Source organism: Streptomyces cyanogenus, from assembly GCF_017526105.1.
Lineage (GTDB): Bacteria > Actinomycetota > Actinomycetes > Streptomycetales > Streptomycetaceae > Streptomyces > Streptomyces cyanogenus.
In genome coordinates this window covers 8526380-8542273 of the sequence record NZ_CP071839.1, presented here as the reverse complement: position 1 = coordinate 8542273, position 15894 = coordinate 8526380, and the positions used below count along the sequence as shown (strand labels likewise).

Below are 15894 nucleotides of genomic sequence, written 5' to 3'. Positions count from 1 at the left end.
CGAGGCCGACGTCCGCCTTGGGACGGCCCCCGAGCGTAGCGGCATGCAGGCCGGCGGTGTACGCCGACTCCTCCCTGTAGCACGCCTCTGCGACGAGCCGCAGGAGCTTCGTAACCCTCTGCACGAAGGAGACCCAACGCAGGACACCTCTATCCGAGACACTGACAGGCGACAGCAGGGTGGGTGTCGCGGTCGTCGATCGGGCCGTCTGCTCTTCCGCGGCGAAGTGCTCTTCCAGCTACCCCGCTGCTCTCCCGTCCTCCTGGTGGCCGCCACGCCCTTCGGTCGGCGATGTGCTGGCCGGGGGCCGCCAACTCTCGGGAGACGCGACGTGAGCCGGAACGGCCGCGTCGCTTCCGGACAGGTGGGATGTCACCCGCCCAGGGGGGCCTCATGGATGCGTTGCGGCGCCTGCGGGACGCTCCGCCATATGGTCGGCCCCGATGCGCAGGGCGCACGTGACCATCACTCACCACGGCCGCCCAGGCGTCTCCCGGACCCCCTTGACCCGGGCCCGGCCATGAGCCCCGCGGCCGCCGAGCGTGACGGCGGCCATCAGAGGCCCAGCGGGCGGGCTTCGGTGATGCTGGCCCAGTCGTTCTCGGGGTTCGCCCAGAACGAGATCTTGAGGTAGCGGGCGTCCAGGGATCCCGCGGTGAAGAGCACGGTCTCCGGTGCCGCCGTCGTCCCCGAGCTGCGGCCTTCCCACACCTTCGTGTAGGAGACGCCGTCCTGTGAGGCATGGATGGTGTAGTCGTTCCACCGGAGGTCGCCGCGATGCCAGGCCACCGTCGCGCCGCACAAGTGGCGGACCGCCCCGGTGTCCAGGATCAGTGCGGCGCCGAACCCCTGCCCGGACCAGCGAGTGGTCAGGTCGCCGTCGACGGCGTTGGCCGGAGGGTTGGCCGGCTCGTACGTCGTGGCGGACGCGGAGGCCACCGCCGTTGCTCGCGTACAGGTCCGCTGAGGTGCGACGTCCCGGTAGGTGGCGCGCTCGTCTCCGAGCCGCAGCGCGTCGTAGTACATCACTCGCTGCGTGACACTGGAGGGCGCGCCGGTGTTCCAGTCCCACTTGTAGATGCCGAACTTGAAGTAAGGCGATCGCGGTCCCCCGCTGTGGGTGGCTCCCGTACGGTGCACGACGAACTCGCCGTTCCTCCACACCTCCAGCAGGCCGGTGCTGTCCGTACGCCAGGTCACATGGAAGACCCAGTCGACCCAGACTCCGGTCGTGTAGGGCCCCAAGTCGATGGGCACGCCCCGGAAGTCGAGCTTCCAGCGCCCTTCGTCGGTCAGCAGCGCCAGGGGCGGTGAACCGCCCGGGCAGTCGACATCGCACTGGTGCCACTGGCTGACGATCTCCGCCGAGGTGTCGTGGGCCCACGTCGACGCGAGATTGATGCTGAAGCCGTACCATCGCTCCGCGTCGACCGGTTGCTCGTCGCGTTGCGAGATCTCGGCGCGCTTGCTGCCGGAGACCACGGGGTCGGACTTGCGCAACTCGAAGCGGGCCGCGTAGGAGCCGTCCCGTGTGGGGCTGGTGACGTTCGTCGCACCGTACGCGGTGGCCCACTGCTTGTTGAGCTGCGGAGGTGCCGCGGTCGGGAGCGTCCGGTCGGCCGGCTGCTCCCAGTCGAGGACCCGCTGCACCCCCGCGGGGTCGGCCGGAGCCGTCTGCGCGGAGGCCAGTGCCAGGCCCGCCGCCATGACCGTCGAGGCCATCACCGTGATCCATGTTCTGATGCGCGACCGGTTCATGCCCGTTCCTCCTTGCAGCATCATGTGGTTGCTGAGGCGCGCGGTGTGGAAGGCGCCATCCGGTGCCTTCTCGTTCTGCTCGTTCTGGTCTGTGCTGGCGCTCACCATTCAAGTCGCCTGCGGACACCGGCGCTTCCGGGAACTCCCCATTGATGAGGACGATCCGGGGTGCACGCGGTGGAGATGCGCCGGGGCGTACGCCTTCTTGTGCTGCGCGGGGAGGAGCATGATGGCGCCAGGCGCATGCGCGAAGTCGCAACTGGTCAACGCGAAGCCACAGGGTCGACATGGTTGGGGAAGTCCGGACTTGGGCATCAACGTGACGGGGCGCGGACACGCCCACGGGATGGTGGGCCGGGAACGGGAACGCGGACTGATCGATGATCTGCTCGTCGCAGGAGCGAGCAGTGGGGCGTCGCTGCTGTTGTGGGGCGAGCCGGGCATCGGCAAGACCACCCTGCTCGACTACGCGGCTGAGAGAGCCGACGCCCGTGTGCTGCGTACCGGGGGCATCGAGTCGGAGACCGTCCTCCCCTTCGCCACCCTGGCCGACCTCCTGATGCCGTATGTGTCCCGTTTCAGGGAGCTCCCCGGGGTGCAGCGCACGACGCTGGAGTCCTGTCTCGCCCTCTCGGACGAGCCGATCACCAATCCGTACGCCGCCTGTACAGGGGCGCTGAATGTCCTGGCCGCCCTCGGGGAGGAGCAGCCCCTGGTCGTCCTCGTCGACGACCTGCACTGGGTCGACCCCTCGTCCCAGGATGTGCTGCTCTTCATCGCGCGGCGGCTGTCCGGCGTACGCGCCGCACTCGTCTTCACGTCGAACGAGGACCACGGCGAGTCGGACACCGGACGGAGCCCGGCCGCGATGCAGCTCGCCGGGCTGTCCGCGGCCGAATGCGGGGCGCTGCTGCGCTCCTCGGGGCAGGAGGTCGCCCCGGCCGTGCTCGACGAACTGGTGACCATCAGCGGCGGAAATCCGCTCGCACTCCAGGAGATCGCGAGAAGTCTCACGACTCAACAGATGCGAGGCTCGGAGCCGTTGGGCAGTCCACTGTCGCTCGGGCACTACTTGGAGCGGGCCTGGGCAGTCCGCATCGACGGGTTGCCCGGCACGGCACGCAGGGCCCTGGTGGTGCTCGCCGCCAGCAGATCCGTGACCCCCGGCGTGCTGAGCAAGGCCCTGGAGGCATGCGGCCTGTCCCTGGAGGCACTGTGTCCCGCCGAGGAGGAGGGCCTGATCAGGGCGAAGGCCGACGCACTGGACTTCCGGCACCCCGTCCTGCGCCACCTCATCCTGGGTCGCGCCCCTCTGGCCCACCGCATCGGCGCGTTCCAGGCGCTCGCGCAGGTGACCACGGGTCCCCTGTGCGCGTGGTATCGCGCCGCTGCCAGTGCAGGGCCCGACGAAGAAGCCGCTCGGGCCCTGGCCGACACGGCGCGGGAGGCCAGGCGACGCAGCGCCTTCAAGGAGTCCGCCCTGGCCTGGCGTCGGGCCGCCGAGCTCAGCCCCGACCAGGCGACGCGAGCCCGCCGGCTCCATCACGCTGCTTCGGATGCCTTTCTGAGCGGCTCCGCATCCGCTTCCCAGTGGTGTGAGGAGGCACTGCACATCACGGCCGACCCGGCCGCGCGCACGGACATCGAGCTGCTGCTGGGCCGCATCCACACCTGGAACGGCGAGCACGCGCGCGCCTTCCGGCTGTTGGTGGACGCAGCCAGTACGGTGCGCGCCACGGACCCGGCAAGGGCCTCCGCGTTGTTCGCCGAGGCCGTGGTGCCCGCCCGGCTGGACGGACATGTGGCGGCGGCGGTGCGGGCGGCGGAGTCGTCCCTCGCCCTCGCCTCAGCTACCGGTCCGGAACGATGGTTCAGCCTCACCGTGCTCGGGGCTGCACTGGTCCTGGCGGGAGACATCAAGAAGGGCATCTCCCTGCTGGAAGCCGCGGACGGGCACCGTACCGGCGACCCGGTGCGCAGCCAGCAGCTGCACGCTCTGGCGGGTCAGGCGTGGAGCCGGGCGGAGGAGTTCGACCGCGGTCGTCACCTGCTCAGCACCGCAATCGATCAGGCCCGTCGGCGCAATGCCCCAGAGGGGCTGCCGTTCAGCCTCACCGCACGCAGCGAGCTGGAGACCCGAACCGGCCGGTGGGCGCCGGCGCGCGGAGACGCGACCGAAGCGCTGCACTGGGCGCAGGAGCTGGGCCAGGTCAGCTGCGTGGGCTATGCCCTGTACTGCCTGGCGCGGCTGGACGCAATGCGCGGGAACCGGGTCGGGTGCGAGGAACTGGTGGCGCGCGCCCGACGGGAGGCCGGGACGTACGGCATCGAGTGTCTGGAACTGTATCTGACGGCCGCACTGGGACTGTCCGCTCTGGCCCACGGCGACCACGACGCGGCGTCCGACCATCTGGAGCAGACCTTCGCGTACGCGTCGGCGCAGGGCGTGGGAAACCCGGAGGTCGTGCCGTTCGCCGCAGACCTGGCCGAGGCGCATCTGCGCGCGGGGCGCTCCGCACGAGCCGTGGAGGTCATCACATGGCTGGAGGACCGCGCCCGCGACACCCAGCTCCCGTCCGCCGAGGCGGCCGCCGCCCGCTGCCGTGGTCTGGCGTCCCAGTCGCTGGAAGAGGCTACGTCTCTTTTCGCCCAGGCGTTACGGGCGCACGAGCGCACGAACGTGCCGTTCGAACGCGCCCGGACGCTGTTGTGCGAAGCTGAGATGCTGCGCCGGTTACGCCGTCCGGCAGCTGCGCGATCGCGTCTGGCGGCAGCCCTGGCCTGTTTCGAAACGCTGGGGGCAGTGCCTTGGGCTCGCCGGGCCGCGAGTGAACTGGCGGCGACGGGAGGGCAGCCCGCCGGACGGCCCGCACCCGGCGGCGCCCTGGACCTGCTCACACCCCAAGAGGTCCAGGTCGCCCGCGCGGTGGCCCGGGGCCTCAACAACATCGAGGCCGCGGCCTCCCTGTTCGTGTCACGGAAGACCGTCGAGGCTCATCTCACCCGGATCTACCGCAAGCTCGAAGTCCGCTCGCGTACTGACCTCGCCCGGCTGCTGACTGCCGCAGGACTCGTTGACTGACGAGGCGCTACCCTCTGTTCCCGGGGCACCGCGGGTGGGTTCCGCGCTGGATACAGAATCTCCGGTGTGCTGTCCTGGGCCGACCTGCCCGACCCGGACGGCAGCCCCACCGCCACCCGCTACCAGGACCGGGCGCCGAGGGCTTCAACGGCGGTGAAGGCGGCCACTACCGGGCCGCCTTCACCGCAGAGGAACCGGCGGAAGAGTACGCCCGCCCGACTCCGACCGGGCCCGCCTTCCGGCCCGCCTCTCCGACGCGCCCGGAGCAGACACGCGCGGTCACGAAGCCGCGCCGGCGATTCCCCACCCACCACACGACCGCCATCACGCCATCGCCCCCCGCCGCCCTTTCCGCGTTGGGCAGCGACCTCAACAGCAGCCGCGGACCCGACCCCGGCGCCCGCTCCGACGGCCCCGGCCGCAGCGGCACGGCACCCGAAACGGGCGCCCCCGCCACCGGGTGGCCACCGAGGGCACGGACCGGGGAGCGTCCCAGCCGGCCCCCGCCCCACCTCCGCCCGACGACGACCACACAGCCGGACCGGCTCCGACTGCTGGTGGTCCGCCTCGGCTGTCAGCCGGCCCAGCGGCTTCGCAGGCGGGATTCACCCGCGTTGTGAGGTGGTCTCCCCACGGGTCGGTGCCTGTTCCGTGGTGGTCCGGGCCCGGGTGGCTTTGTACGGCAGACCGGACAGCAGACGTTCAGCAGTCTCAGCAGCAGCGGGCCGGGGCGTTGTCCGGTTCAGCACTGGTGGTCGCTGGGCGCGGCGTCATGGGGAGGCGGTGCGGCGGGCGTAGGCGCGGGCGGCGCGCGCGCGGTCGCCGCAGCGGGTGGAACACCAGTGGCGGCGGCCATAGCGGAGCAGGTAGCGGTTGCAGGGGGCAGAGCCGCAGGCGGTGAGGCGGTCCGCGTCGGGGCCTGTGAGCAGGTCGGCAGCGTCAGCGGCGAGGGTGGCCAATGCGTGGTCCACGATCGCGGTGGTGGGGTGGACGGTGGCGCGGTAGGGCCCGGTTTCGTCGTCCCACTGCAGCAACGGGGCGGTGGGGACGCGGGTCATCGCGTCGTTGACGGCCCTGACCGCGGCGGGGAGGGCGGGCAGACCTTCGGCGCGGGCGGCGAACAGTGACCTGATCTGTTCGCGCAGCGAGCGCAGCTGTGTCGCGCACATCTCCCGCATGCCGGCGTCGACCGGTGCGAGACCGCGTTTGGTCAGCCAGTGGTTCGCCTGCGCGGGAGTGCCCAGAAGATCGACCGTGTGCCCGCCCGTCAGCGCGATTGCGCTGTTGGCGAGGGCGAGAGAGAGGTGCTCTTCCTCGCCCTGAGCGGGCGGCAGGCCGGGCTGGTCGATCAGGGGCTCCTTCATAACCTCATGGTACGGCTTGCATACATACGTGAGAAGCGACTACGGTCACCTCACGGTTAAAAGACGTTCATCCGTGAGGTGCTGTATGTCTTCTCTTCCCGCAACAACCAACCCGTTTCCCGTCCGGGTCCTCGGCGGCCCGACCGCCCTCTTCGAGTACGGCGGCCTGCGCTTCCTGACCGACCCGACCTTCGACGCCCCGGGCGACTACGCCCGTCCCGACGGCCGGTTCCTGACCAAGACCGCCCCCTCCAGCGGAGCCCCTGCCGATCTCGGCTCCATCGACGTGGTTCTGCTCTCGCACGACGAGCATCCCGACAACCTCGACATCTCCGGCCGGGCCCTACTTGCCGACGTCCCGCTCACCCTCACCACCCCGGGCGGCGGACAGCGCCTCAAGGCCAGGGCCAAGGGCCTGGCCGACTGGGAATCCATCGAGCTGAACCGCCCCGACGGCGGCACGATCACCGTGACCGGCGTCCCCGCCATCCACGGCCCCGGCCCGCGTGAGAAGGTCGAGCCGGTTACCGGACAGGTCGTCGGCTTCGTTCTGACCGGAGAGGATCTGCCGACCGTCTACGTCAGCGGCGACAACGCTTCCCTCGACGTGGTCAAGGAGATCGCCGAGCGCTTCGCCCCCGTCGACACCGCCCTCCTCTTCGCCGGCGCCCCCCGCTTCCCCGAACTCTTCGACAACCAGCTGATCGTCCTGAACAGCGACCAGGCTGCTGAGGCCGCCCAACTCCTCGGCGCCCGCCGCGTGGTCCCCGTCCACTACGACAGCTGGGCCCACTTCACCGAAGGCCGCGACGAGTTGGTCGCCGCCTTCACCGCCGCCGGTCTGGCCGACCGCCTGGACTGGGGCCGGCGAGACTGAGCTCCAGCGCCTGAAGCGCCGGCGGCAACGGCGAGACTCCACGCCGTTCACAGCCGGGGTCCGGCGGCCCGCCGGACCCCGCTACCGGGTTCCCTCGGTGACTCCCGAGCTCGTGAACATCTGCCGCCCGCTCTCGTGAACAAGGCCACCCCGGGCCTCGATCACGGCCCGGCGGAGGAGCCGGGACAGGCGCTGGTCGGCGTCGGGGGCGGTGAGCAGGTCACGCAGGGCGTGTTAGAGGGGTGGTGCGGTGCCACCACAGCATGTCGGTGATGCCGGCCGGTGCGGGCGCGGGCGACCCGGTGGGCCCGGGCGTGGCACGCCGCGCTGCGGCCTCTCAAGTGTCTTCACCTGGTGGCGGGGATTGCCGACGTCGTCGTCGCATGCCCTGATCGGTGGGGTACGGGGCGTGAGCGCCCGGGTGGAAATAGACGTGGCGATCGCATTCGCGGCATCGTGGAAGCCGTTGGTGAAATCGAACGTCAGCCTCACGATGATGATCAGCACCACCAGTGTCAGCGCCATGGCCGGATCACCCTTCACCCGCACAGTCACAGCCGGGGACGCCGCGGCGCCCTCGCTCTGACTCTCAAGGTGCCCGGCATCGGCGCACCGGAGCCGGGCCCTTCGGCCAGAGCAAACCCGCCGCGGCCGTACGCCGGGCGCACCGGCTCAGCTCGGTCAGGTGCGCGCCGAGTCTGACAGCTGTGTTTCGCCAATGCCCCGATGGATCGCCGCAGATGTATCGACAGCGCTGTACGGTGGGGCGTCATGACGAAGTGGCAGCTGCTGAGCGCCGTGTCGAAAACGGCGCTGGCCGTGGCCCAGGTCCGCGCCGACGAGAGCGCAGCCGGCAACGCCTTGTTCAAGGACCCGTATGCTGCAGCCTTTCTGGCCGCGTCGGGAGAGCCGATGCGACCGCACAGCCCCGGTCCGCTGGCGAAGGTCCTGAGGGCCCAGACGGTGATCCGGACCCGCTTCTACGACGACCAGCTTCTGCATTCCGGCTGCAACCAGGTGGTCCTGCTCGCAGCCGGGCTGGACACCCGCGCCTACCGGCTCCCCTGGCCGCGTGGGATCCGCTTGTACGAGCTCGACCTGCCGCCGGTCTTCGAGTTCAAGCACCGTGTGCTGGCGGCGGAGTCCGCCGTAGCGCGCTGCGACAGAACGGCCCTTCCCGTGGACCTGCTGCATACCGCCTGGGCCGATCGGTTGATCGACGCGGGGTTCGACCCGGCGCAGCCAACCGCCTGGGGTGTCGAAGGCCTGCTGGTCTATCTCACCGCAGAGGAGGCGGCCGAGCTGCTCACCACGGTCGGTGAACTGTCCGCCCCGGTCAGCCGGCTCGTCCTGGAGCGGGGACGCAGCGGGCAGACCGTTCTCGACGATCCGTCGGTCGCGCACATCACCTCGCTGTGGAGGGGCGGCCTGGGTTCGAGGACCGCCGACTGGCTCGGCGACCACGGCTGGCACACCCGGATCCATCCACTGGACGCCGTCGCTGACCACTACGGCCGGCCAACGGCCAATCCGTCCGGCACTGGCTTCATCACGGCCGTACGCGGCACGAGCCAAGCGTTGTCCTAGCTCACCGAGAGCCTGTTCCGGCCGGCCTGTTCCAGCCGGTTCACCGTGGTTCTTGGTCCGTCGGTCAGCGGCGAGCCCTCCCTGCTGCGTGCGGGCCCCGCCCCCGGCCTGCGCACAGCGGAGCCGGCCGGGCCGCGGCCGCCGCCGAACGTGTGCTCACCCCGGCGAGCCTCACCTCCGCGATGACGCCCACCCTGCGGCACGCTGTCCGGGTTGCGCGTGCCGCCGGCAGCGACCCCTGTCCTACGGGAGCCAGGAAGAAGGACGAAAGCCCGGTTGACGATTGCTGCGCGGTACGGCGCGCTCCGGCCGTCGTCGGGGCCGGTCAGCCGCAGCCGCGCCGCCAGTTCCAGCCGATGAAGGTGTGACGCAGGTTCACCTCGAAGCGGCAGAAGGCGGTGCCGTCGGCCTGGAGGTCGACGTACGAGTGGTGGGTGTTGGCGTACCAGTTCCCGGTCGCGTCGAAGATTCCGCGGTAGGTGAAGTCCGCGTGTGCCTCACTGCGGGAGGCGGGGCAGCCGGTGGCGCAGTCGACGCCCTCGGTGGCCGACTTCCGCGACCAACCCGCGTCCCACGGCTCACGGTTCCACTGCTGGGTGGCGCCGGCGCCCGCGCTCACGACGCGACCGCCCTCGGTGGCCCAGTGCGACGTCAAGTACAGGGCGGTCATGCGGATATGGCAGCAGTCGTACATCTCGTTCCAGCTGGAGAGCCGATGCCGGCCGCTCTCGGCGTCTTTGGTCCCGGCCCCTGCCGCGGTTCCACCGGCCCGGCCGAGCGGCGTCAGCCGCACCTTGCCGAGCCGTGGCCTGCAGTCCACGCCGATCGAGACCTCCTGCTGTACGGCCATACCCACGGGCGGTGCGGGCAGTGAGCCCGTCAGCCGCAGATCGCCACAGGAGCGGTCGGCCCGTGCCCCTTCGCCGGCCGCGGACGCCGGAACAGCCGCGAAGGAGAGCAGAACGGCGACGAGCGCTGAGCGACAAGCGATTCGGATATGCACGTCTCGTTTCTTTCTTCAACTGCTGACTCGGACCGATGCCTACGAGCGGCATCTTGTGAGGGCTCGTGCGCAGTACCTCCGTGATCTGCCCGGCAGACCGAGGAAGCACAAGGGCCCGTCTCTCCCATCGAGACGGAGTTCATACCTCACCAGCAACTACCTGACCGCGCAGCTCTCTTGGAACGGAGCTTCTGAGCCAATCCGCTACATCCTCGGCGCGCCGCGGTCCTGGTGAGATACACAATGGGCGCCGTCAGCGCGCTTCGACCCGGCCTGACACGACACAGGGGCAGACTCAGGGGGTCTGATGAAGATGCGGCTGGTCTGGGGGGCCGCTGCGGCGGCCGCCGCAGCCATCGCGGCGCGGGCAGCGGCCGGCCGGATCGAACGTCGGCCGGATCCAGTCCCTTACGAACGGCTCCGCCGCGAGCCCGAGGGCGAGGAAGTGCTGCTCTCCCGCCCCGACGGGACGGTGCTGCGCACCCTCGTCGCGGGTGACGGGCCACCGGTGGTGCTGGCCCACGGATACGGTGTCTCTCTCCTGGAATGGAATCTGGTGCAGGCCACCCTGGTGGCGAGCGGTCACCGTGTCATCGTCTTCGATCAGCGTGGCCATGGACGGTCGACGTGCGGCGCGGACGGCATCGGCTCCGGACCCATGGCGCAGGACTACCTGGCGGTCCTCGAACACTTCGACGTACGCGACGGGGTGCTCGTCGGGCATTCCATGGGCGGATTCCTCGCGCTTCGTGCCGTGCTCGACCATCCCGGCGTCGCCCGGCGGCTGCGCGGTCTGGTGCTGTTCGCGACCTGGGCGGGCCGTATCTATGACGGAGCGCCGCACAACCGGCTGCAGATCCCGCTGCTGGAGACGGGCATCCTCCAGCGGCTGGCACGGACCCGCACGGGCGGAATCCTCTTCGGAGCCGCTCAGTGCGGAACACACCCCTCTCCAGCGATGATCGCGGTCTTCCTCGAGGTCTTCCTCCACCAGGACCACCGCTCCCTCGTGCCGGTCGTGCGGGCGTTCGCCCGCGAGGACCGCTACCCTCGGCTGACCGAGATCACGGTCCCCACCGTCGTCATGGTCGGCTCGGCCGATCGCAGCACACCCCCCAGCCACGCCAGGCGCCTGGCCACCGGAATACCCGGCGCACGGCTGGTCACCGTGCCGGACGCCGGACACATGTTGAACTGGGAGGCCCCGCACGCCCTGGTGCAGGCCGTCGTCTCCCTGCACAAGGCTGCTCGACCGACCTGACGGTCAGACACGCGTACAACTCGTCCAGTAAGCGTGAGGCTTGCGCGGACGCTTCCCTTGCCGCCCCAGCGTCCGGCGAATGCCCAGCCGGGCCACCCAGTTGGATACGCCGTTCGAAGCCAGTCAGGCAGCGCCACGGTGAGATCCACCTCGACGAGCTGTCCTGGAAAGCCCGGCTGGGCAACGCCCAAGAGCGTGCTGGCGGTGGTGAACGCCGGCCCCGGGGCAGACTCGGTGAGCCGACGCCATGCGGCTCCGAGAATGTTCCTCCCGTCGCTCCGCACGGAGATCACTGACCGCACCACGTGTTGCGGACGGAATCAGCAGGGCTTCGAGGCAGCCAGCCTGCGAGGACGCACCCGGCGGAGCGTGAATCCGGCGTCGGGGTAGCGCGGCCGACTGGGTCAGTGGGTTCGCTGGAGGCTGCGGGCCAGGGCGTGGGTGCCTGTGGCCGCGGCTGCGGCGAAGGTCAGTGCCAGGGCCATGTCGCGGGCGCGGGTGGGGCGCAGTACGCCGGCGCGGCGGAGGCGGGTGCGGGCCCAGAGGGTGAAGGGGATGACCACTAGCGGGCTGGTCACCGAGCCGGGTGTGTAGCTGCGGAGCACGGCTGCCTGCGCCAGATGGACCACTCCGTGCAGTCCGAAGGCGTCGAGCGCGGTCTGGTAGACGGTGGAGCGGCCGCCGGTGCGGTGCCCGTCCGCCGCGGCCGCCGCGACGACGACGGCCATAGCGGCGACGGCCGTCGTGAACTCGCGGGCGTCCACCGACCCCACCTGGCGCCACAGGGTCTCCGGCAACCGGGGGAACCTCTCGCGCAGCTCGGGGAGCCGCGTGCGCACCCATCGGGGCACTGTAACCAGTTCCTCGGTGTCGTGTACGGCCCAGGCGGCCAGCAGCCCGAAGGTGACTGACGCGTCCACCACTGCTTCTCTCTTCATGAACCCGCAGTCTGGCAGGCTGAGTTGATCGAGACGCAGGCGGGTCAGGCGCGGCTGTCGTCGTCCGGGCCCTCGACCACGACGAGGAGCGCGTCCGGCTGCACATTCATCACCACGGTCCCCCGGCCCGGGACGCCTCCGCACTCGGCAGCAGCGGATGGTGGCCGACAAGGGCTACTCGGCCGGACCTTCCGCGCCTACCTGCGCAGAGGGCGAAGGCCCTGGTCGTTGCCACCGCCGCTGAACAGGCCGCCCGCCCCCAACCACCCGGCAGACTGTGGCAGGCGGCCTGCGTATCTCCTCCAAAGCCCAGGAGGAGGCGTCTGCAGCGGGAACAGCGGAACCCCAGAAAGAAGTCCTGAGGCCAGCTCGTGACGGGACACACTTCGAACGGTCCCCCGCCGCCGGGCCGGTGAGCCGGCCTGTGCAGTGCGCCAGCAGGTGGGGAGGACGCCATCACTACCGGCCGCTCAGGGGCTGATGCTGTCGCGGCACGAGCGGGCCTCGATCTCCGCGTCGCTCGGCTTGTGCTTGCTGATCCAGCCCGTGTCCGCTGCGGTGAGAGCGGGCAGGGACGTCTCCACGTCCCTGGTCCAGGTGCTGGTACCGACATACTCCTTCAGCCAGTCCTTGAGCTTTCGGCAGTCCTTCCGGTATCCCTTCGGCAGGCCGATCCCGTAGTCCTGCGGTACCCCGATGGTCACGTCGGGGACGACGCGCAGCCTGTCGTCCTCGTAATGCTGGGCGAAGCCGTAGAGGATCGTCTGATCGGTGGAGACCGCCTGCACCTCGTGGTCGAGGAGTTGCTTGATGCAATCCGAGGCGTCGGTGAGGACGACCGGTTCGGCGTGGGCGGTGTTCTTGATGTCGTTCAGCGCTTCCTTCGAGGTGGTGCCTTCCCAAGTGCAGATTCTCGTGCCTCTGAGATCGGAGAGCCGTTGCACGTCGGCGCTGTCAGGACCGACGAGAAACCCCTGCCTGGTCTTGAGATAGGGCCCCACGAAGTCGATCAGCTTCATCCTCTCCGCCGTGATGGAGAACGAGGCGATGACCATGTCGGCCTTTTCCTTGCGGAGTTGGGTGACCCTGCCACCCGAGGCGACATCCACGGGTTCGGTGAAGGGGACGGGGTCGAGTTCCTCCTTGACGTGCTGGAAGACGAGGAAGTCCAGTCCGGAGCGGTCGTAGTTCTCGGAGTACGACATGCCTGGCAGGTCGTTGTGTGTGGCGACCGTGATGCGCGGCCTGCCGAGGAACTCCGGTTCGGGTTCCTCGGAGGAGCACGAGGCGAGGCTCAGCAGCAGGGCCAGGACGGCGGCCGACCCGCCGATCCGGCCGGGCAGCCGGACGGACGAGCGTGTCTTCAGGGACGTGGCGGGCACGGGATCCTCTCAGTCGTGCAGAACGGCTTCGGCGACGGACACATTCATCTGGCACCCCTCTTCGGTCCACAGGGTGATCTGCACTTCGATCTGGCCTTGGAGACCGCCGAGCGGGAAGTCGACCGTCCGGCCGCTGCGCACCTCCTCGACCCGGGTGCTGCCACGGTCACGGATCTGAGCCGCGTAGCGGCTCTCAGGTTTGCAGAACCCCTCGTCCTCTTTGGCGTCGGAGATCGTCAGTTGCAGCCGCAGGTGGGCACGGTCGGTGGGGCCCGCGACGACGAGACTCAGTTCGGAGCCCCTCGTGACCTCACCGCGCGGTGTGAGACTGGTGCGCCCGGAGACGTCTATCTCACCGTGATCGGAGAGATAATCCATGCCGACGGTGCCGGCGACCGCGAGCATCACGGCCGCGGCCGAGATGAGTGCGCGCCAGTGCCGGGCCAGCATGTCGCTCTTGGGGTGGGCCAGCCGTGCCAGTGCCAGAACGAGCGAACCGGCGATCGCGAGATACACGTAGACGAACTGGTGCGGCGGACCGTTGGGAGCGCTGATCAGGGCGTAGCTGCCGAGCAGGACGACGAGCAGGAATGGCGGCCAGTTCCAGCCGCCCCAGTGCTTCGCCCTGTCGGCGAACGCGACGACGTCACCGACGATGACGCTGAGGAAGAGCTTGCCGACGAAGCCGAACGCCGGCGAGTAGTTCCCGCTGGTATGAGCGCTGTGCGGTCCCGCCGGGTTGCCGCTCACTTTCCGACGCTGTCCTTGTCCGACGTGGTGTAGTTGAAGGTGACCTGCTCCGCCTTGTGGAACGCCGGCGAGTTGTTCCCGTAGGTTGCGACATGGGACTGGTTGCCTGCGGGGCGTGCCTCGATGATCCGCCTCTCCAGGGAACGGGCGCTCAGATCGTCACCGTCGCTCAGCCACCGGCCGATCACCCGTTCCAGGACTTCGCGTTCGTCCGGGGAGAGGGCCTCGATCGCCCGGACGGCGTCGCTGTCCTGCTCGGTGGGCTGCTCGTCGGCGCCTCGGTGCAATGCCCTGTCCAGCAGCTGCCGCCCCCGCTCGACCGCGCCGTCCGCGAGCCTGGTCCGTGCGGAATCGACCAGGGCATCGCCCATAGATGCCGCGGCCGCGCTGACGAAGGGCGCGATCACAGCCGCGGTCGCCAACAAATCGGACATGTGTTCCTCCAGTTTCTCCGTCGGAGTCCGGCCGGACACCACCTGACCATGCGTTCATGAACAGCCACTCGACGTCACATCTGCAAGGTGAACCGTGTCCCGAGGTATGCGATCGGTTGGCCGGGGGCGCGAGTCCGCGAGGATGTGTGTCGCACGCTCATGAAGTCCACGGAGCCCCTGAAGCGGAGCCCGCGACGGCTCGATCCTTTCAGTAAATAACGTCATGTGTCATGCGTTTGGCGCAGTAGGCCGCGGCGGCGAAGGTGACAGGCCGCCCGGCAACCGCGGCGGTCGAGAGCCTGTGGACGTCGCGGACCGGGCATCGTCGAGGAACTCCGGCAGCAGGACCGCTGCCGCCGCGCCGACGTCCGGGCCGCCGCCGGCGTGCAGCAGCCGTGTCGGCGTGTATGCCTCTGCCGCGCTGCCGAGATGGACCTGGGCGTCACCGGTGTCGAGCACGAGCCACGTGCCCACCGAGGAGGGGACTTCCGCTTCAACAGGCTCGAGAACAGGGGGGATTGGGAAGGCTGGACGGCATGCGGAACATGGACGGCGCTGAGCTTCTTCACCGCGAAGCAGTGTGGCTGCGGGAAATCGCGTCACGGACCCGTCGGTATACCGCGGCGCTCCCCGATCTCGATGACGAGGAACTCCGCGGCATCCGGAAGGCCGTGCTGCACGTCTGGATCCGCTACCGCTACTCGGTCAGTCTTCAGTTCGTGACCACCTACGTGGCTATAGCCGCCACCGCGATTGGGATGGCGGTGGCTTCTACTGCGGTCGGCGGTGTCACCGTGCTGTTCGCCTTGGGCAGTGACAGTTCCGCGGCTCGTGCTCCTTGGTGGCTCTTCCCGGTGGCGACCTGGCGTGCAGCCTGTCTCAGCCTCCTCGCCAACGGTCGGCCGACCTGCGCCGCCCGGCCCTTGGCGAGCGCGCACGTTGGGAACTGGTTCGTGCCCGCGGTGGCGTTGGCTCTCGTCATTGTCGCTGTTGTGGCTGCCTGGCTGACCGTCGTGACCGCACTCTCCGCCTCCACCGGCCAGCAGCTGATCACCGCCGCGGCAGGGCTGTTCGGTGCGGTACTGGGTCTTGTGGGGAACCGATGGATCCTCACAATTCAGTGCCGGTCAGTCTGCCGCCCCGGCTCCTGGTCCACCAGCGGCAGCAGGACACGACCCGAGCGCCAACTGACCTACGCAGGGTTCCAAGGTTCCCTCTGGGCGCAGGCCACATACAAGACGGGACTGTTCGCCACAGGTTGCTGCTGCGGTCGACGACCGCAGCAGCGCACATGGGTTTGATTCCGCGCTTCCACAGCAGGCGGCGGTAGCTCAACTCTTCTGCGGTGTGTCGATCGGGTTCGAAGATGTCACAGCGGGTGACGCCCGCATACGCCGAGCGCCGCTCGACGAGACGGTCACGTTCGTCGACGGCCTCCGACGCTGGCCCTCTGGGTTT

The 15894-nt window shown here is 69.6% G+C and carries 12 protein-coding genes and 2 pseudogenes; 5 read left to right on the top strand and 9 right to left on the bottom strand.

Translation table 11 applies throughout. The annotated features are described in order from the left end of the window. Positions 1-555: 555 nt before the first annotated feature. A complete protein-coding gene (locus S1361_RS37695) occupies positions 556-1758 on the bottom strand; it encodes a heparin lyase I family protein (protein WP_208036291.1) in 1203 nt (400 codons plus the stop codon). 307 nt (positions 1759-2065) lie between these two features. Between S1361_RS37695 and S1361_RS37690 the strand changes: the two genes are divergently transcribed. After that, positions 2066-4840 carry an AAA family ATPase gene (locus S1361_RS37690; protein ID WP_243769456.1) on the top strand — a complete coding sequence of 925 codons (2775 nt, stop codon included), beginning with the start codon at positions 2066-2068 and terminating at the stop codon, positions 4838-4840. A 770-nt stretch (positions 4841-5610) separates the two neighbouring features. Here the strand turns inward: S1361_RS37690 and S1361_RS37685 are convergent. After that, the gene (locus S1361_RS37685; RefSeq protein ID WP_208036290.1) at positions 5611-6204 is read right to left on the bottom strand and encodes a CGNR zinc finger domain-containing protein; all 594 of its coding nucleotides are present in this window, start codon (positions 6202-6204) and stop codon (positions 5611-5613) included. A gap of 85 nt (positions 6205-6289) precedes the next feature. Between S1361_RS37685 and S1361_RS37680 the strand changes: the two genes are divergently transcribed. After that, on the top strand, positions 6290-7081 hold the full coding sequence (locus tag S1361_RS37680) for an MBL fold metallo-hydrolase (RefSeq protein ID WP_208036289.1): 792 nt from the start codon (positions 6290-6292) through the stop codon (positions 7079-7081). Positions 7082-7480: 399 nt separating this feature from the next. Here S1361_RS37680 and S1361_RS37675 read toward each other — a convergent pair. Continuing rightward, positions 7481-7606 (bottom strand): annotated as a pseudogene (locus S1361_RS37675) (inorganic phosphate transporter); the annotation flags it as partial. Between the two features lie 246 nt (positions 7607-7852). Between S1361_RS37675 and S1361_RS37670 the strand changes: the two are divergent. Then, a complete protein-coding gene (locus tag S1361_RS37670) occupies positions 7853-8668 on the top strand; it encodes an SAM-dependent methyltransferase (protein ID WP_208036288.1) in 816 nt (271 codons plus the stop codon). 325 nt (positions 8669-8993) lie between these two features. Here S1361_RS37670 and S1361_RS37665 read toward each other — a convergent pair whose 3' ends face one another. After that, a complete protein-coding gene (locus S1361_RS37665) occupies positions 8994-9518 on the bottom strand; it encodes a hypothetical protein (protein WP_243769455.1) in 525 nt (174 codons plus the stop codon). 460 nt (positions 9519-9978) lie between these two features. Here S1361_RS37665 and S1361_RS37660 point away from each other — a divergent pair, with 460 nt between their 5' ends. Beyond that, entirely contained in the window at positions 9979-10932 is a 954-nt protein-coding gene (locus S1361_RS37660) for an alpha/beta fold hydrolase (RefSeq protein WP_208036286.1), read from the top strand. 122 nt (positions 10933-11054) lie between these two features. Here the strand turns inward: S1361_RS37660 and S1361_RS39695 are convergent. From S1361_RS39695 to S1361_RS37640, 5 genes and pseudogenes are all read right to left on the bottom strand, one after another. Further along, positions 11055-11249, bottom strand: a pseudogene (locus tag S1361_RS39695) (RidA family protein); the annotation flags it as partial. A gap of 87 nt (positions 11250-11336) precedes the next feature. Continuing rightward, positions 11337-11870 (bottom strand): HXXEE domain-containing protein, encoded by a 534-nt coding sequence (locus tag S1361_RS37655; RefSeq protein ID WP_208036285.1) that lies wholly within the window; start codon positions 11868-11870, stop codon positions 11337-11339. Between the two features lie 470 nt (positions 11871-12340). Beyond that, positions 12341-13252: a transporter substrate-binding domain-containing protein gene (locus tag S1361_RS37650; RefSeq protein ID WP_243769454.1), complete on the bottom strand. Its 912-nt coding sequence runs from the start codon at positions 13250-13252 to the stop codon at positions 12341-12343. Between the two features lie 9 nt (positions 13253-13261). Beyond that, complete coding sequence (locus S1361_RS37645; RefSeq protein ID WP_208036284.1) at positions 13262-14002, bottom strand: hypothetical protein; 741 nt, start codon at positions 14000-14002, stop codon at positions 13262-13264. Beyond that, positions 13999-14436, bottom strand: coding sequence for a hypothetical protein (locus S1361_RS37640; RefSeq protein ID WP_208036283.1), 438 nt, complete (start codon positions 14434-14436; stop codon positions 13999-14001). The genes S1361_RS37645 and S1361_RS37640 overlap by 4 nt, the downstream gene beginning before the upstream one ends. A gap of 536 nt (positions 14437-14972) precedes the next feature. On the opposite strand from S1361_RS37640, the gene S1361_RS37635 reads away from it, so the two are divergent. Beyond that, complete coding sequence (locus tag S1361_RS37635; protein WP_208036282.1) at positions 14973-15737, top strand: hypothetical protein; 765 nt, start codon at positions 14973-14975, stop codon at positions 15735-15737. Positions 15738-15894 lie beyond the last annotated feature (157 nt).